Origin of the sequence: Escherichia sp. MOD1-EC6098, from assembly GCF_002965865.1 — a bacterium.
GTDB lineage: Bacteria > Pseudomonadota > Gammaproteobacteria > Enterobacterales > Enterobacteriaceae > Escherichia > Escherichia marmotae.
The window spans coordinates 1-14,636 of sequence record NZ_PTSN01000014.1 but is presented as its reverse complement, the minus strand read 5'-3'; the positions used below and the strand labels follow the sequence as shown (position 1 = coordinate 14,636).

The window sequence follows — 14,636 nt, the reverse complement described above, 5'->3', positions numbered from 1 at the left end:
ACAACATTACCTACACATCAAGATAACTACCCAACCGATAACCTCGCTCGGCAATGGCATACTTCAACGATGCTGATGTCAACACTTCCAGCTCCGTTAACCGTGGAAAACAGTAAGCACTCTGGCGAATCGTATTATCAATAAACGCCGGATGGCACATCACTTCCAGCGAGCGCTCACCGCGATGACTGGAATCATCCACCGCTTGCAGGAACAGGGACTCGCTGATCTCTTCACCATAGAATGCGCTACTGAAGCCCTGCGAACTGCGCAATTTAGCCGGTAAATCACTATCGTTAAATACTGGCTGACGATCGATGCGCAACGCAATCCCCTCTTCAGCGGCAAACCTGGCCACAATCGGGAAAATCTGCGGAAACATATGCACATGATGATGACTATCAAGATGGGTAGGTTTGCGCCCAAACAGCTCAATGAAACGCAGATACTGGCTGGCAAGTTCCTGAGCAATTTCCTCCAGTGGTAAAGCATCTTCTTTTGCCAGTTGCCAGATCCATTTCCCCAACACGCCTTCGCGGGTTAAACCGGGCATTACAGTTAGCGGCTTGCCCAGGGTGAGGACAAAATGCATCCCGACGGCCAGGCTCGGCTCATCACGACTCAACTGCACCGCATGGTCGATGGCTTCACCATTTACCAGCGCCGTCGTCGACGTGACAATCCCGTTGCGACAGGCCTCGATAATGCCGTAGTTCTGACCTTTACTTAAGCCAAAATCATCTGCATTAACAATCAGTAAGCGTTCCATAATCAGCCCCGGTTAATGTGCTTTTTTGAGATCTACAATACAGTCAGCAAAGTTTGGTAGCCACTTCTCGTGCGCCAGAATCATCTCACGTGCCAGCAACTCTGCGTCATGATCGGAATGCACCAACGGGCTAAGGTTTAGCGCCAGTAACACATCGTTAAATTCACCGCTAAGTGCTGCGTTGCTGGCGGCAATTTCAAAGCCTTTAATGGTGTGGATCAGCCCCATGACTTTGTCATCAAAATGGGTAATTCGCGGATGTGGCGTCGCGCCATTGCGACCCAGCGTACAGGTCATTTCTACCGCCCAGTCAGGCGGAATATTATCAATATGCCCATGATGCGGGATATTAATGTAATGTTCCGTTTGCTTGTCGTTGTAGATAGCGTTAATCACCTCGCACGCCGCGTCTGAGTAATAAGCCCCACCGCGCTGCTCCAGCTCTTTCGGTTTAACTTTCAGCTCCGGGTTTTTATACAGCTCAAAGAGTTGTTTCTCGACTTTCTGCACTATCTGCGCACGCGCACCGCCTTTGTAGTATTCACCCATTTCAATCGCCAGCATCTCTTTTTGCTTGAAGTAATAAAGCAGATAAGAACATGGCAACAGATTCAGCGAACGAATTAAGCCTTCGCTAAACGGCAGATCGAAAATGTTTTTTACGCCAGACGCTTTTAACTGCCCGGATGCCACGCCGTCGAGCAATTCGGCAAAGCGCGATTTGCCATTTACCAGCACATCCTTAATAAACACCATATGGTTCAGGCCGAACAGATCGATAGATAAATCATCGCTCTCATTCAACGCTAAAACATCGCTGATAAACATTTTCATACCCACAGGAATATTACACACGCCGATAAAGCGTTTAAATCCAGTGTGACGATAAACCGCTTCAGTGACCATTCCCGCCGGGTTAGTAAAGTTGATAACCCACGCATTCGGACATAGTTCTTCAACATCGTTCACAATATCGAAAATCACCGGAATGGTGCGCAGACCTTTAAACAGGCCTCCCGCACCGTTGGTTTCCTGGCCAAGATAGCCATGACTTAACGGAATGCGTTCATCCAGTTCACGTGCCGGTAATTGACCTACGCGCAGTTGAGTAGTGACAAAATCAGCCCCTTTCAGCGCCTCACGACGATCAAGCGTTTTATAAAGCTTTATCGGTACGCCAGCGTTATCAATCATGCGCTGACAGAGTTCAAAAATAATATCCAGTTTCGCTTTACCACCTTCGACATCCACCAGCCATAATTCAGTAACCGGCAATTCGTGATAACGCTTAATAAACCCTTCCAGTAACTCCGGGGTATAACTACTCCCGCCACCAATAGTGACGATTTTTAATTTCTGGTTCATAATTTCTCCCTTCATCAGGAAATACTGATATTCTTCATGCCTGCCTCTGTGTCAGGAATATCCCGGTTTCCCCAGGATAAACAAGGCACGCATGTAAATTTAATGATCAGCGATAACAGCTACTGATTAAATTCAGTCAATTTCTTACGATAGCTATTTGGCGTAAAAGACGTTAGTTTCTTAAACGTTTTAATGAACAGACTTGGGCTACTATAACCAGCTTCAAATGCAATATCCGTCACAGAATAGTTGGTCATTTCCAGTTGTTTTTTGGCAAAGTTAATGCGGATTTCATTAATAATCTGCATCGGCGTTTTGCCATAGTATCGCTGAGTCGCACGCGTCAAATACTCCTGCGATTTAGCCGATAACGTCACCATGTTTTCCAACGCATTTTCACTGAACTGCACTTTATCATGCATCTTTTCAACCGTATTTTTTAGCCACTGTGGCACATCATCAATCACCTGTTCTTCGCGGTAATGGCGTAAACGGTTAATGACATAAAAAGTGACTATCTCAACAAATTCTTCCAGCCCGGTTTCACTGAAATTCAATGAAGAAATTACCGTTTCCACATAAGTGAGAAAAGCATTATTAGTGCGGTAAACCTGTGAAGCAACAAAGCAATAAGGTAACAACGGTAAATAATGCTGTTCAAAAAAATGTTTACTGATCCCAACGTTCAATATGCGCGTGGCACCAAACTCATAAAAACTTTGATGGTGTGATCCTAACGGAATAAAAACAAAATCGCCCCGTTCCAGCAACACACGCTTGCCGTTAATCTCCTGGAAATAACGACCGGTTAAAACCAGGGTAAATTCATAATAGTCATGCTGATGCAACCCAGTAATACTTTCGGTTTTATTGTAGATAAACACATGGAAATTTTTGCCATTAAATAATTGCTGCTCACGGGCAGTGGCAATTTCCGGCGCGTTAATCACTGGCTGCATCATTGACTCCTTATGCTTTCAGTTTTTCATGAAGCTCAATTAATTCACTAATCAGTTCACGCGCGAGCATTGAAGTCATTAAATGATCCTGCGCGTGGACCAGCACCAGGCTAACTTTCATCTTTCCTTCGCCCTGATCGCCTTCAATCAGCTTCGTCTGTACCAGATGCGCTTCATTCAAGGCCATCCGCGATTGATCCATCATCGTTCTGGCGGCTGCAAAATCGCCCTGCTTCGCCTGCTTCAGCGCGGCATACGCCAGACTACGTGCCTGTCCGGAGTTGATGATAAGCCCCATCACCACTTCTTCCAGTTCTTCGGCTTCGGTTTGCGTGTCAGGAATGTTTTCGAGATCCATCATACATCGTTCCTCTCTATTCTTACCGGCACGAGTTGCCCGCGCCGGTGTCGATTAAAATTTCAGGGCGTTAGCAATATCTTCTTCACTCTCTTCTTTATCAATCACGTTCTGCGCTTTGTTCGCCACCACAACAAATGGCAGATAAATCAGCGTTGCGATACCAAGGTTGAAGAGTGCGACCAGCAATGCGGCGACGCTACCGTTAGTATTAAAGAAGGCTCCCAGACCGGTTGGCATGGTCCACGGCGCAATGTTGGTCACCGGCGGGATAATGCCCATGTAGTACGTCGCCAGGGTAATTGCCGCCAGAATTGGTTGCACCAGCACGAACGGGATAAACATTACCGGATTCATGATAATCGGCAGACCAAACAGAATCGGTTCGTTAATCTGGAAGATGCCTGACGGCAGTGCCAGTTTTGCCACCTGACGATAGTCAGCACGACGAGAAGCGATAAAAATGGCCAGAATAAGCCCCAGGGTCGCGCCGCTGCCGCCGAGGAAAATAAAGGAGTCCAGCATCGGCTTGGCCCAGATATGGAAAGTCTTACCGGCTGCCAGCGCCGCTTCGACGGAACCATATTGCTGGTAGGTGGCGATGTTTTCCAGCGCCCACGGCGTCATAATGCCGTTGTCCAGGGCGGTCAACGCCAGCGCGCCATGAATACCAAAGAACCAGAGCAGCGGAACAAAGATCACATAGGCCCAGCCAACCACGCTACCCAACGATGCCAGCGGCGTCGAAATGGTATCCATAATAATCTGGTGGAAGTTAGTGCCCCAGGTAGTCAGCGCCCAGGCAATAATCCCCATCACGGAAAGAATAATAAAGCCGGGAATTAATGCAGAGAAAGAACGCGATACCGATGTCGGTACGCTGTCGGGTAATTTAATGACCCAGTTGCGGCGGACAATAAAGGTAAACATTTCTGCTACCACCAGGCCGATAATAATCCCGGAGATAATATTCGCGCCGCCTAACCAGTTTGCGCCGACCGCATAGGCTTCACCGACGCTATAAGGAGTGACGGTCATAAATGCCGCAACGGATAACAATCCTGCCGCCAGTGCATCGACTTTACGCTCTTCTGCCAGCGCCATGCCGATAAAGAACGGTGTCATTAAAGACATAATCCCTAACGTTCCGTTATAAACGTTGCCGCCAATACCCTTCAGCCCATTGAGTGTTTCAATAGTTGAGGCATCAAGGCGAATACCTAACGAGTAAAAAAACGCCCCCTCCCCAAAGCTCAGAAAAACGTTATTGATTAATACAAACATGGCCCCTGCGAGGGTTAACGGCATTAAGCGAATAAAGCCGTTTTTGATTGCATTAACGTGTGGCTGCTTTCCTATTTTGACTGCAAAAGGGAGGAGTACCTTTTCAAGCGATGCAATAACATTACTCATAGAAAAATACCCTTAAAAACCGCAATTAAAATATTGCGGTATAGATTTATGAAATAACTCTTTGACGGAAAATTTAAAAATTAATTTGCTGCGGCTTTTTTAATTGCTGCAACTGCAGCCTTAAGCACGCCTAAACCATCGACTTTGCCATATAACAGTGAGTCAATTACTTCAACCGGTTTGTTGGGTAACAAACGCTGGATTTCGGGCAACATATAAGCAATCTGCGGCCCCAATAACACGACATCGGCATTCTGACCTTTTTCACCAGCCAGTGTTTCCGGAAATGCTTCAATAATGACCGGAACTTCATATTTTTCTGCCTGAGCGCGCATTTTTGATACCAGTAAAGAGGTAGACATGCCCGCAGAACAAAACAGATAAATGTGTTTCTTTTCCATAAAACTGCCCTCATCAACGACTATCTGTCAGCCAGACACTCCGCAAGTCTTAACCTGCTTCCATGCTCTGGGTAACTTGCGAAACCAACATGACTTTTTTTGGTGGCTGAAAAGAGTATACGGTATTGACCTGAACGATAGTATTTCCTTGACCTCATAAATTGTCTCTCCTTGACCTGCCGTTATGACCTTCTTCACATTTTAGTTAAATAATTCGCGACAATAAATAAGAACAAGGGTCAAAAAAAAACCGGCGCAATGGCCGGTTTCTGTTGTAACTCAAGCTTTCTGGCGAAGAAATTACTTCGCTGCTTGTGGATCGGTGTCGTATTCGGCACAGGTCTGATAGCCGGAGTTGATGACATGTCCGGTATCATCTAACGCGACAAAATAGGTTTCTGCTTTACCATCACGTTGACCCAGGATATAGGTCTGGCAAGTACCACGAGCATGGATCATGCTCACTTCAGACGAAGGTTTACCCGCAATTTGTGCAACCTGCGCCCGGCTCATGCCTTTTTTGACGTCTTTCACCACAGGCTGTACAAACTGGTCTTTGGTACGATCATACGCCGTACAACCTGCCAGCATGGTTAATACCGCCGCTGCACCCAGAATTCCTGCCATATTCTTGTTCATATTTCGTCCTCTTGTTTATCAGCGTGTTAGATAAGCCTGGAATACATCGGGGGCTTTTTCAAGCCCGTGAACGAAACGGCTCCGCTTTCAGAGGATTCCTGTATGACGTTTTAACCGCCATTCAACTTGCTGTCGCTTGTCGTTTCTGTAGCAACGGGTTAGCTTTAAGGAAGTTTTATTTTTTTGTCTGGAGGGGTTCAATGACATTGCAACAACAAATAATAAAGGCGCTGGGCGCAAAACCGCAGATTAATGCCGAAGAGGAAATTCGCCGCAGTATCGATTTTCTGAAAAGCTATCTGCAAACCTATCCGTTCATTACATCACTGGTACTTGGTATTAGTGGCGGTCAGGACTCCACGCTTGCCGGGAAACTGTGTCAGATGGCGATTAACGAACTTCGTCAGGAAACGGGCAACGAGGCACTGCAATTTATTGCAGTACGCCTGCCCTACGGTGTTCAGGCCGATGAACAGGATTGTCAGGATGCCATTGCCTTTATTCAACCGGATCGCGTATTAACCGTTAATATCAAGGGCGCGGTATTGGCCAGCGAACAGGCACTGCGCGAAGCGGGTATTGAATTAAGTGATTTCGTTCGTGGCAATGAAAAAGCACGTGAGCGGATGAAAGCACAATACAGCATTGCAGGCATGACCCACGGCGTCGTGGTGGGCACCGATCATGCGGCAGAAGCCATTACCGGATTCTTCACTAAATACGGTGACGGAGGCACTGACATTAACCCGCTATACCGTTTGAACAAGCGTCAGGGTAAACAATTACTGGCAGCGTTAGGTTGCCCGGAGCATCTCTATAAGAAAGCACCAACCGCCGATCTGGAAGATGATCGTCCGTCACTGCCGGATGAAGTCGCGCTTGGCGTCACTTATGACAACATTGATGACTATCTGGAAGGGAAAACCGTACCGGAACAGGTCGCCAGAACCATTGAGAATTGGTATCTGAAAACCGAGCATAAACGCCGCCCGCCCATTACCGTTTTTGATGATTTCTGGAAAAAATAACGCAGACATGCTGTGTCAGATATCACCAGTGTTATCGGGCGCAGCATTCTAATAATGAATCACTGAACTTGATCCGGTGAATAGCCTGCAAGCCAGCTAATTTCACTGAACAGCAGTTTGCCTTGCGGTTGTAAAAGCCGCAGGGTGTGCCTGCCATCGTACCAGCATGCGCCCTGGTCGGTAATCAACAGCTTGTCGCCCAGTTGCCACGCTCCGCTAATAACAAACACCACCCCACCACGTGAGCCAAAAGTGGTGAACGTGCGATCGGCAATTCTGACTTTCGCCTTACAGGCATCAAGGCGCGTCATAATGTTGAAATCCATCGACATCTGCCCTTCGGTCAGTTTTGCTTTTACCACCTGGTCCGCCGCGAAGGCAAAAGGCTGTAACGGTTTTAAGGTATGGCTAAAATGGCCTGCGCTTTCAAGGAGCATCTCGCCACCTTCCAACAGCGTCACACTCCTTTCCATGCCCGGAAACAAAGAAAACTCACCATTTGCGGCAATGGAAGCAATGCTGGCGCGCCAGTAAAAATCACGTTTTGCCGGGGGAAAGCTACAGATTTCGCGAGTTTCACCGGCAGCGTTTCGCCACAGGTTCACCGACATTTTACGCATATCAAAGTATTCCATACTCGCTCCCGGCATGCTCTTTTCATTGTTATCGTTCAGGCAACCGGGGATTGTTATCGGCAACTCGGGTGATTTACCTTAGTGGTGATTAGGCTTTTTTTGCAAAAGTTGAACAGCAGAAAAGAAAACCGCCGATCCTGTCCACCGCATTACAGCAAGGTAGTGGACAAGACCGGCGGTCTTAAGTTGTCAGGCTGAAAGATTATTCAGCAGTTGCAGGCATTTTACCCTTTGCCGCAGGGCGTTCTGTCAGACGCTTCTCAAAATTGGCATTAAATTGCTTTTTCTGCTCCGGCGTCAGGATGTTGTAAATCTTGTTCTGGGTTTCCAGGTGCGCCAGCATGTTAGCTTTGCGCTGCTCTTCCATTTTTGCGATCTGCGCTTCAGCTTTTGCTTTGTCGAAGGTATCGCTGGCAATAATGTCATGCATTGCGCGGCGTTCTTCCAGCGGCGGACGTTTCATCTGATCACGCTGACCTTTCATGATTTCGCGGATCTGCTGTTTCTGCGCGTCGGTCAGGTTCAGGTCTTTAAACATCATGTCGTGATGTGGACCAAATTTACCTTTATGGTGCATCATCGGCTTGGCGTCAGCCGGTGCTGCGGTAGTGGTATCAGCGGCATGGGCCAGGTTAGCCGCGCCAAAAGCCAGGGTAGAGGCAACAAACAGTGCGGTTAATTTACGCATATTCAATATCCTTCCTTTCAGTTATTTATTACGGCTTTCTTAAGTAACGTGCCGTGTTGACGAGATTAACTTTACTGACTTTAGCGTCAATTAATCAGAGCAACGGTAAATCAATGAAAGTGTAAAAAACACTTTTGCGCCAATTATGGAGAAAAAAAGAAAATTTGATGGAGAGTGATGAATAAATATTACAACACGCTGATTTTGCAGGAATTATGAAGAACTATACCTGATAGCTGGTGATAATTAAAGCAAATAACCAGGATTAATCCGTATTATTTCATTAAAAACCCAGTAAATACCCGCAGATGATTTCTGCAGGTAAGCATCAGATTATTTGCTCCAGCATTAACCCTGCACGCAATCCCAGCGCCACCAATGGATTAGGGAATAACACATATTCAACATCATGAGTCACCGTAAAGCGTTCTTCGCCATCCTGCGCTAACAACGTCCCCTTCTTAAACGCCGTGAAGTTCAATGTCTCGCTCGCCATATGCAGTTCAAAATCAGTGGAGTGGCGGGTAATTTGCGAAACCACCCGGTAACGTAATGGCGGCTTTTTATCAAAACCGACGCTCATCCCGGATAACAGCGCGGCAATCGCGCTGGACGTTGGCGCAAACTGGCAAAGATCGTTTTGCCCAAACGGCAACGCTTTGCCAAGTTCCAGCGTACACGCCTGGGTGCCAAAATGTTCGGCGCTAAAATGGGTAAACGTGCCGCCAGGCGTCTGGTGAAACACCAGTGCCTCCAGCCCCGCTGCGCCCAGCCACGTCAGAAACTTCTCATCCCAGGGAATATCACGTTGCGGTAAAACACCAAAACGCGGATGGTATGAACCACGAATTGCGGTATGCAAATCAAGGTGCCAACGAACGGACTCTTTACCCTGTTGATAAAAATCTTCCAGACTCTGTTCCAGTTCGCGGGCGCGACAGGTTTCGCCGCTTTCGGCAAATAGCTGCCAGCGTCCGCCAAACATTCGATTCATATCGCTATGACAATAACGCTTACCTTGCTTCAGGGCAGGAGGATTTCCGAGGATCGCCAGCAGCCGCCAGCGCAACTGAATCTCACCGTGATAAATTGCCCCAAGCAACGCCTCCAGCATCTCAACAGGTGCTGTTTCATTACCGTGGATCCCCGCTGATATCACCAGCGCACCTTGCGGTGGGGTGACTGGCGTCAGTTCCAGCAGCCCGTCCCCCAGCCAGCGCCAGTGGACACCGTTGCTTTCTCTCGCTGTTACGGCTGGTTTTTTACCCGTTAACGTCAGGGCAAGAAAATTATCCATTGCCACTCCCCTCCCGTTGGAACGGGTAAACCGAACCGAGATTCAGCAAACGAGTCAATGCATCCAGAGCTTCCCTTCCTTCGCGCAGCAATTGCGGATCGGCAAGATCGGCAGCGGTAAGACGATCGCGGTAGTAACGATCCACCCAGTCATTGAGCGCATTAAACTGTGTCTCGTTCATCATCACCGCCGGATTCACCGCCTGACGTTCTTCTGCCGTCAGCACCACGCGCAAACGCAGGCACGCAGGGCCGCCACCGTTTGCCATACTTTCGCGTAAATCAAAAACTTTCAGTTCACTGATCGGGTTATCGGCAACAAGTAATTCATTGAGATAACGCCATACCCCGGCATGTTCCCGACACTCCTGCGGCAGCACCAACACCATCGAACCGTCATCACGGCTCAACAACTGGCTGTTAAACAGATAGGTCGAGACAGCATCCGCTACGGAAACCTGTGCCGACGGAACTTCTATTGCCATAAAACCGCTCACCCGCGCACACAGATTTGCCAGTAATTGCGCCTGACGGGCGAATGCCTGCTGATGGCAAAACAGCACCTGGCGGTTGCTCACGGCAATCACATCATTATGAAAAACCCCCTGATCGATAACTTCCGGGTTTTGTTGAGCGAAAATTACCTGTTGTGGATTAACCTGATTCAGCCTTGCTACCGCCTCACTGGCTTCGCGGGTTTGCCGCGCCGGATAACGGGAAGGTCGCGTGCCAGTGCCCTCTTCCCGGCCATAGACGAAAACCTGTATACCCGGATCACCATAGTTACCACTGAGCCGATTGTGGTTTGCCGCCCCTTCATCACCGAGCAGCGCCACTTGAGGCAGTGCCGAATGCACGGTGAATTTCTCTTCATCAATAAAAATGGCTTTTAACAGCAATTCGGTGGTCAGTGCTTCCAGCGAACGGTGAAATTTGTTGTTCAGATTGGCAACCGTCAGGTGCACTTTGCCATCCAGCGTGTCGGCAGAAGGTGCCACCGTCGCCGCATTCGCGACCCACATTGGCGAAGCGGAACTGACACTGGAAAGCCAGTGCGGCGCCTGACGAGCAACCTTTTCCAGCACTCGCTCATCGCTGCCGCTGAATCCCAATTGACGCAAAACCGGAATAAACGGGCGCTCGTGAGGCGGGATCACCGCCTGCGGGAATCCCGCATCGGCAAGGGCTTTCATTTTCAGCAAGCCCTGTTTTGCCGCCAGTCGCGGGTTAGATACCTGAAAACGGTGGCGGGTAGAAGCTTCATTACCAAACGACAGGCCAGCGTAATGATGCGTCAGCCCCACCAGCCCGTCGAAATTAACTTCCCGGGCGTTCATGGCACCACCTCATCGGAAAAATCCAGCCCGGGGTTAAGCGTAGTGGGCAGCGTTAACGAGTCCGATTCCAGGCTTGCCATCGGCCAGGCACAATAATCAGCGGCATACCATGCACTGGGGCGATGATTGCCGGAAGCGCCTACGCCACCAAATGGTGCAGTACTGGCCGCACCGGTCAGCGGTTTGTTCCAGTTAACGATCCCCGCTCGTGCCTCCAGTAACAGTTGTTCGAATTTTTCCCGCACTGGTGAAACCAGCCCACAAGAGAGGCCAAAGCGAGTGTTGTTCGCCATCTTAATCGCCTCATCGAAGGTGTCATAACGCCAGACACGCAGTAACGGCCCGAACACTTCTTCATCCGGCACGCCAGAAATGCCCGTCATGTCAATGATTCCAGGTGAAAGCAGTGAAGTACCTGGTTGCAGTAAGCGTGGCGTAAGCAACGTCCGTCCGCCCATGTTTTCCAGCTCCTGCCAGGCGGTAACAACATGCTGCGCGGCCTGTTCAGAAATCAGCCCGCCGATAAACGGCTGTGGTTCGTCATCCCAGTTGCCCGGTGTTAATCGCTGGCTGACGGCAACCAGGCGAGCAAGAAACGCATCGCCCTGCGCTCCACTTTTCAACAATATACGACGGGCGCAGGTGCAGCGTTGTCCGGCAGTAACAAATGCCGACTGGATAGTCAGATGCACTGCGGCGTCGATATCCGCCACTTCATCAATAATCAGCGGGTTATTGCCACCCATTTCGAGGGCGAGGATTTTTTCTGGCTGACCGGAAAGCTGACGATGCAACTGGTAGCCAGTGTTGGCGCTACCGGTAAACAGCAAACCATCGAGATCTTCCAGCGCACTCAGCGCCTGACCGGTTTCGCGCCCACCCTGCACCAGATTCAGCACCCCTGGCGGCAATCCAGCCTGCTGCCATAAGCGCATTACCGCTTCGCTGCTCCACGGTGTCAGCTCACTGGGTTTAAAGATAATTGTGTTGCCTGCCAGCAACGCCGGAACAATATGCCCGTTAGGTAAATGCCCAGGAAAATTGTACGGACCAAACACCGCCAGCACGCCGTGTGGGCGATGGCGTAAGCTTGCCGCCCCGTCTGGCATTTCACTGCGCTGATCACCCGTGCGCACGTGATATGCCTTGATTGAAATAGCAATTTTATTAATCATCGCCGTCACTTCGGTTGCCGCCTCCCAACGCGGCTTACCCGTTTCTCTGGCAATAATCGTCGTTAATTCAGCTTTATTGCTTTCCAGCAGTCCGGCAAATCGTTCAACTCTTACCTGACGATCGCCAAAGGAGAGCCGCGCCCAACGCGGAAACGCTGCGCGAGCAGCACGACATGCCAGCGCCACCTGAGCAGCATCGGCATCATTGCCTTGCCATAAAACGTCGCCAGATACCGGATTACGCTTCACGCGCAGCGCACCCAGGCCCGTCACCCAGTCGCCGTTGATCCATAAAGTCATACTGTTTTCTCCTCTGCGCACAGGCGTACCAGACGAACGTGATCCCCGGCATGACACTTGAGAGCGTCCAGTTGTGCGGCGGTTAAAATCAAACGCTCGGTAGCCGGATCGCTACGCACCAGCACCACGCGGAAATGATGATAATTTTCATTGGCGACCAGACAGGCCGGAAAATCGCCCTGTGCGGGTTGCCCTTCTGCCACTTCCACCAGCCGGCTTTTGCGAATGGCGCGAACGCGGTCGATGTCACACTCCAGCGTCGGCCCACCGTCGAAAATGTCGATATAGTTGCGGTAGCGAAAGCCCTCTTTTTCCAGCACCGCCCGCGCGGGTGCCGTTTGCGGATGTACCTGACCGATAACGTCTTGCGCTTCCTGGGATAAAAAGTCCGTATAGATCGGATGTTTTGGCATCAACTCAGCAATAAATGCCTTTTGACCAGTACCGCAGAGAAAATCGGCTCGGCTAAAATCCATCGAAAAGAAGCGTTTACCGAGGCTTTGCCAGAACGGCGAATAGCCGTGTTCGTCAATCACCCCACGCATTTCGGCAACCACTTTGTCGTTAAACTTGTCGCGAAAGGCTGCCATAAACATGAAGCGAGATTTCGACAACAAATAGCCGTTGCCCTCTTTGCGCCAGTCCGGATCGAGAAACAGCGTGCACAATTCGCTACTTCCGGTGTGATCATTACTGAGAAAAAGCGTCGGTAGCGCGTTATAAACATTCAGCTCTTTCGAAGCATGAACCAGCGTGCCGACGCGATAGTTGTACCAGGGATCGTTTAGCCCAACAGCCACCTCAATGGCGCAAATGCCCGCCACCGTACCTGTTTCACTCTCTTCCAGCACGAACACATAACCCTGCTCACTTTTGGGTAATTCGCCTTGCCATGTTTTGATGGCTCTATCGATACGCGCCAAAAGTGTGGCTTCATTGGCAGGAAGCGACGTTAAACCGCCGCCCGTTTTACTGGCAAGTTGCATTAACGCCGCGACATCGCTGCGCTCAACGGGACGGATGACCATCATGATGAACCTCGGCTAACAACGCGTTCACAGGCCAGCGCAAAGCGATCCAGCCCGGTAGCCATATCTTCTTCGCTGACATTCAGCGCCGGAGCAAAACGCACCACGCTGCCGCCCGCAATCAGCACCATCACGCCTGCTTTTGCCGCTTCCTGAGAAATCTGTTTCGCTTGTCCGGCATAGTCGGCATTCAGAACACAGCCAATCAGCAGACCCAGGCCACGAATTTCACTGAACAAACCGCAGCGATGATTAATAGCGTTAAGCCGCTCAACAAACCCGTCGTGGCGCTGTTTGACGCCATTACGCATTTCCGGCGTATTGATAAGATCCAGCACTTTGCCCGCCACTGCTGATGCCAGCGGATTACCGCCATAGGTGGTGCCGTGGGTGCCAACGGTCATCACGCTGGCGCACTCCTCCGTTGCCAGCAGCGCACCAACGGGGAAACCGCCGCCCAGCGCTTTGGCGGTGGTCAGCAGATCGGGGGTTACGCCGTAGTGCATATAGGCATACAGTTCACCGGTACGCCCGACGCCGGTTTGTACCTCATCAAAAATCAGCAATGCATTGTGGCGGTCACACAATTCTCGCAGCCCCTGTAAAAACGCTTTGCTGGCTGGCACCACGCCGCCTTCACCCTGCACTGGCTCGACAATTACCGCGCAGGTGGCGTCGTCAATCAGCGCACTGGCAGAATTGAGATCGTTATACGCGGCATGACGGATGTCCGGCGGCAGTGGCGCAAAATCCTGAGAATAGGCTGGCTGGCCGCCTGCGCTAACGGTAAACAGCGTGCGCCCGTGGAACGCATTGTTAAACGCCACGATGCCGCTCTTATGGCTGCCGTAGCGGTCATGGGCGAATTTGCGCGCCAGTTTCAACGCTGCTTCGTTGGCCTCCGCACCGGAGTTACAAAAGAACACGCGATCGGCAAACGTCGCGTCGATAAGTTTTTTCGCCAGTCGCAGCACTGGTTCGTTGGTATAGCCGTTACCGGTATGCCAGAACTTACTCGCTTGCTCGTTTAGCGCCTCGCGCAATTCCGGATGCGCATGGCCCAGCGCGTTCACTGCAATGCCACCCGCGAAATCGATATACTCTTTCCCCTGCTGATCCCACAAGCGCGAACCTTCGCCGCGTACCGGAATAAACGGTGCCGGAGCGTAAACAGGTATCATCCATTCATCAAAGTTTTCACGCGTAATTGACTGAGACATAGCGCCCCATAGTAAATAAATAGTT

15 protein-coding genes are annotated in these 14,636 nt (G+C 50.2%); 1 reads left to right on the top strand and 14 read right to left on the bottom strand.

Annotated features, from left to right (window positions below):
• Positions 1-10 precede the first annotated feature (10 nt).
• The 7 genes from chbG to osmE form a co-directional block, all read right to left on the bottom strand.
• Positions 11-769 carry a chitin disaccharide deacetylase gene (gene chbG / locus C0K55_RS15065; RefSeq protein WP_105266200.1) on the bottom strand — a complete coding sequence of 253 codons (759 nt, stop codon included), beginning with the start codon at positions 767-769 and terminating at the stop codon, positions 11-13.
• A gap of 12 nt (positions 770-781) precedes the next feature.
• Positions 782-2,134 carry a 6-phospho-beta-glucosidase gene (celF, locus tag C0K55_RS15060; protein WP_105263213.1) on the bottom strand — a complete coding sequence of 451 codons (1,353 nt, stop codon included), beginning with the start codon at positions 2,132-2,134 and terminating at the stop codon, positions 782-784.
• Between the two features lie 119 nt (positions 2,135-2,253).
• Positions 2,254-3,096 carry a transcriptional regulator ChbR gene (chbR, locus tag C0K55_RS15055; RefSeq protein ID WP_072274912.1) on the bottom strand — a complete coding sequence of 281 codons (843 nt, stop codon included), beginning with the start codon at positions 3,094-3,096 and terminating at the stop codon, positions 2,254-2,256.
• A 7-nt stretch (positions 3,097-3,103) separates the two neighbouring features.
• Positions 3,104-3,454, bottom strand: coding sequence for a PTS N,N'-diacetylchitobiose transporter subunit IIA (gene chbA, locus C0K55_RS15050; RefSeq protein ID WP_001516303.1), 351 nt, complete (start codon positions 3,452-3,454; stop codon positions 3,104-3,106).
• 51 nt (positions 3,455-3,505) lie between these two features.
• Positions 3,506-4,864 carry a PTS N,N'-diacetylchitobiose transporter subunit IIC gene (chbC, locus tag C0K55_RS15045; protein ID WP_105266201.1) on the bottom strand — a complete coding sequence of 453 codons (1,359 nt, stop codon included), beginning with the start codon at positions 4,862-4,864 and terminating at the stop codon, positions 3,506-3,508.
• Positions 4,865-4,944: 80 nt separating this feature from the next.
• Positions 4,945-5,265, bottom strand: coding sequence for a PTS N,N'-diacetylchitobiose transporter subunit IIB (chbB, locus tag C0K55_RS15040; protein WP_000412169.1), 321 nt, complete (start codon positions 5,263-5,265; stop codon positions 4,945-4,947).
• Between the two features lie 300 nt (positions 5,266-5,565).
• Positions 5,566-5,904: an osmotically-inducible lipoprotein OsmE gene (osmE, locus tag C0K55_RS15035; RefSeq protein WP_001039038.1), complete on the bottom strand. Its 339-nt coding sequence runs from the start codon at positions 5,902-5,904 to the stop codon at positions 5,566-5,568.
• 200 nt (positions 5,905-6,104) lie between these two features.
• On the opposite strand from osmE, the gene nadE reads away from it, so the two are divergent.
• Positions 6,105-6,932 (top strand): ammonia-dependent NAD(+) synthetase, encoded by an 828-nt coding sequence (gene nadE / locus C0K55_RS15030; protein ID WP_016261970.1) that lies wholly within the window; start codon positions 6,105-6,107, stop codon positions 6,930-6,932.
• Positions 6,933-6,991: 59 nt separating this feature from the next.
• On the opposite strand, the gene ves is transcribed toward nadE, so the two are convergent.
• The 7 genes from ves to astC form a co-directional block, all read right to left on the bottom strand.
• On the bottom strand, positions 6,992-7,567 hold the full coding sequence (ves, locus tag C0K55_RS15025) for an environmental stress-induced protein Ves (protein ID WP_105266202.1): 576 nt from the start codon (positions 7,565-7,567) through the stop codon (positions 6,992-6,994).
• 202 nt (positions 7,568-7,769) lie between these two features.
• Positions 7,770-8,255, bottom strand: a complete 486-nt coding sequence (gene spy, locus C0K55_RS15020; protein WP_001228965.1) for an ATP-independent periplasmic protein-refolding chaperone Spy — start codon at positions 8,253-8,255, stop codon at positions 7,770-7,772.
• Positions 8,256-8,583: 328 nt separating this feature from the next.
• Complete coding sequence (astE, locus tag C0K55_RS15015; RefSeq protein ID WP_001516299.1) at positions 8,584-9,552, bottom strand: succinylglutamate desuccinylase; 969 nt, start codon at positions 9,550-9,552, stop codon at positions 8,584-8,586.
• Positions 9,545-10,888, bottom strand: a complete 1,344-nt coding sequence (gene astB, locus C0K55_RS15010; protein ID WP_105266203.1) for an N-succinylarginine dihydrolase — start codon at positions 10,886-10,888, stop codon at positions 9,545-9,547. Before astB ends, astE begins: the two co-directional genes overlap by 8 nt.
• Entirely contained in the window at positions 10,885-12,363 is a 1,479-nt protein-coding gene (astD, locus tag C0K55_RS15005) for a succinylglutamate-semialdehyde dehydrogenase (RefSeq protein ID WP_001516297.1), read from the bottom strand. Before astD ends, astB begins: the two co-directional genes overlap by 4 nt.
• The gene (astA, locus tag C0K55_RS15000; RefSeq protein ID WP_000989393.1) at positions 12,360-13,394 is read right to left on the bottom strand and encodes an arginine N-succinyltransferase; all 1,035 of its coding nucleotides are present in this window, start codon (positions 13,392-13,394) and stop codon (positions 12,360-12,362) included. The genes astD and astA overlap by 4 nt, the downstream gene beginning before the upstream one ends.
• Positions 13,391-14,611, bottom strand: coding sequence for a succinylornithine/acetylornithine transaminase (gene astC / locus C0K55_RS14995; protein ID WP_016248650.1), 1,221 nt, complete (start codon positions 14,609-14,611; stop codon positions 13,391-13,393). The genes astA and astC overlap by 4 nt, the downstream gene beginning before the upstream one ends.
• Positions 14,612-14,636 lie beyond the last annotated feature (25 nt).

Excerpts from the sequence above, each read along its gene's own strand:
- spy (WP_001228965.1), bottom strand. The coding sequence starts at position 8,255 with ATGCGTAAATTAACCGCACTGTTTGTTGCCTCTACCCTGGCTTTTGGC.
- chbR (WP_072274912.1), bottom strand. The coding sequence starts at position 3,096 with ATGATGCAGCCAGTGATTAACGCGCCGGAAATTGCCACTGCCCGTGAG.
- astC (WP_016248650.1), bottom strand. The coding sequence starts at position 14,611 with ATGTCTCAGTCAATTACGCGTGAAAACTTTGATGAATGGATGATACCT.
- chbC (WP_105266201.1), bottom strand. The coding sequence starts at position 4,864 with ATGAGTAATGTTATTGCATCGCTTGAAAAGGTACTCCTCCCTTTTGCA.
- ves (WP_105266202.1), bottom strand. The coding sequence starts at position 7,567 with ATGGAATACTTTGATATGCGTAAAATGTCGGTGAACCTGTGGCGAAAC.
- osmE (WP_001039038.1), bottom strand. The coding sequence starts at position 5,904 with ATGAACAAGAATATGGCAGGAATTCTGGGTGCAGCGGCGGTATTAACC.
- astB (WP_105266203.1), bottom strand. The coding sequence starts at position 10,888 with ATGAACGCCCGGGAAGTTAATTTCGACGGGCTGGTGGGGCTGACGCAT.
- chbA (WP_001516303.1), bottom strand. The coding sequence starts at position 3,454 with ATGATGGATCTCGAAAACATTCCTGACACGCAAACCGAAGCCGAAGAA.
- astA (WP_000989393.1), bottom strand. The coding sequence starts at position 13,394 with ATGATGGTCATCCGTCCCGTTGAGCGCAGCGATGTCGCGGCGTTAATG.
- nadE (WP_016261970.1), top strand. The coding sequence starts at position 6,105 with ATGACATTGCAACAACAAATAATAAAGGCGCTGGGCGCAAAACCGCAG.
- celF (WP_105263213.1), bottom strand. The coding sequence starts at position 2,134 with ATGAACCAGAAATTAAAAATCGTCACTATTGGTGGCGGGAGTAGTTAT.
- chbB (WP_000412169.1), bottom strand. The coding sequence starts at position 5,265 with ATGGAAAAGAAACACATTTATCTGTTTTGTTCTGCGGGCATGTCTACC.
- astE (WP_001516299.1), bottom strand. The coding sequence starts at position 9,552 with ATGGATAATTTTCTTGCCCTGACGTTAACGGGTAAAAAACCAGCCGTA.
- astD (WP_001516297.1), bottom strand. The coding sequence starts at position 12,363 with ATGACTTTATGGATCAACGGCGACTGGGTGACGGGCCTGGGTGCGCTG.
- chbG (WP_105266200.1), bottom strand. The coding sequence starts at position 769 with ATGGAACGCTTACTGATTGTTAATGCAGATGATTTTGGCTTAAGTAAA.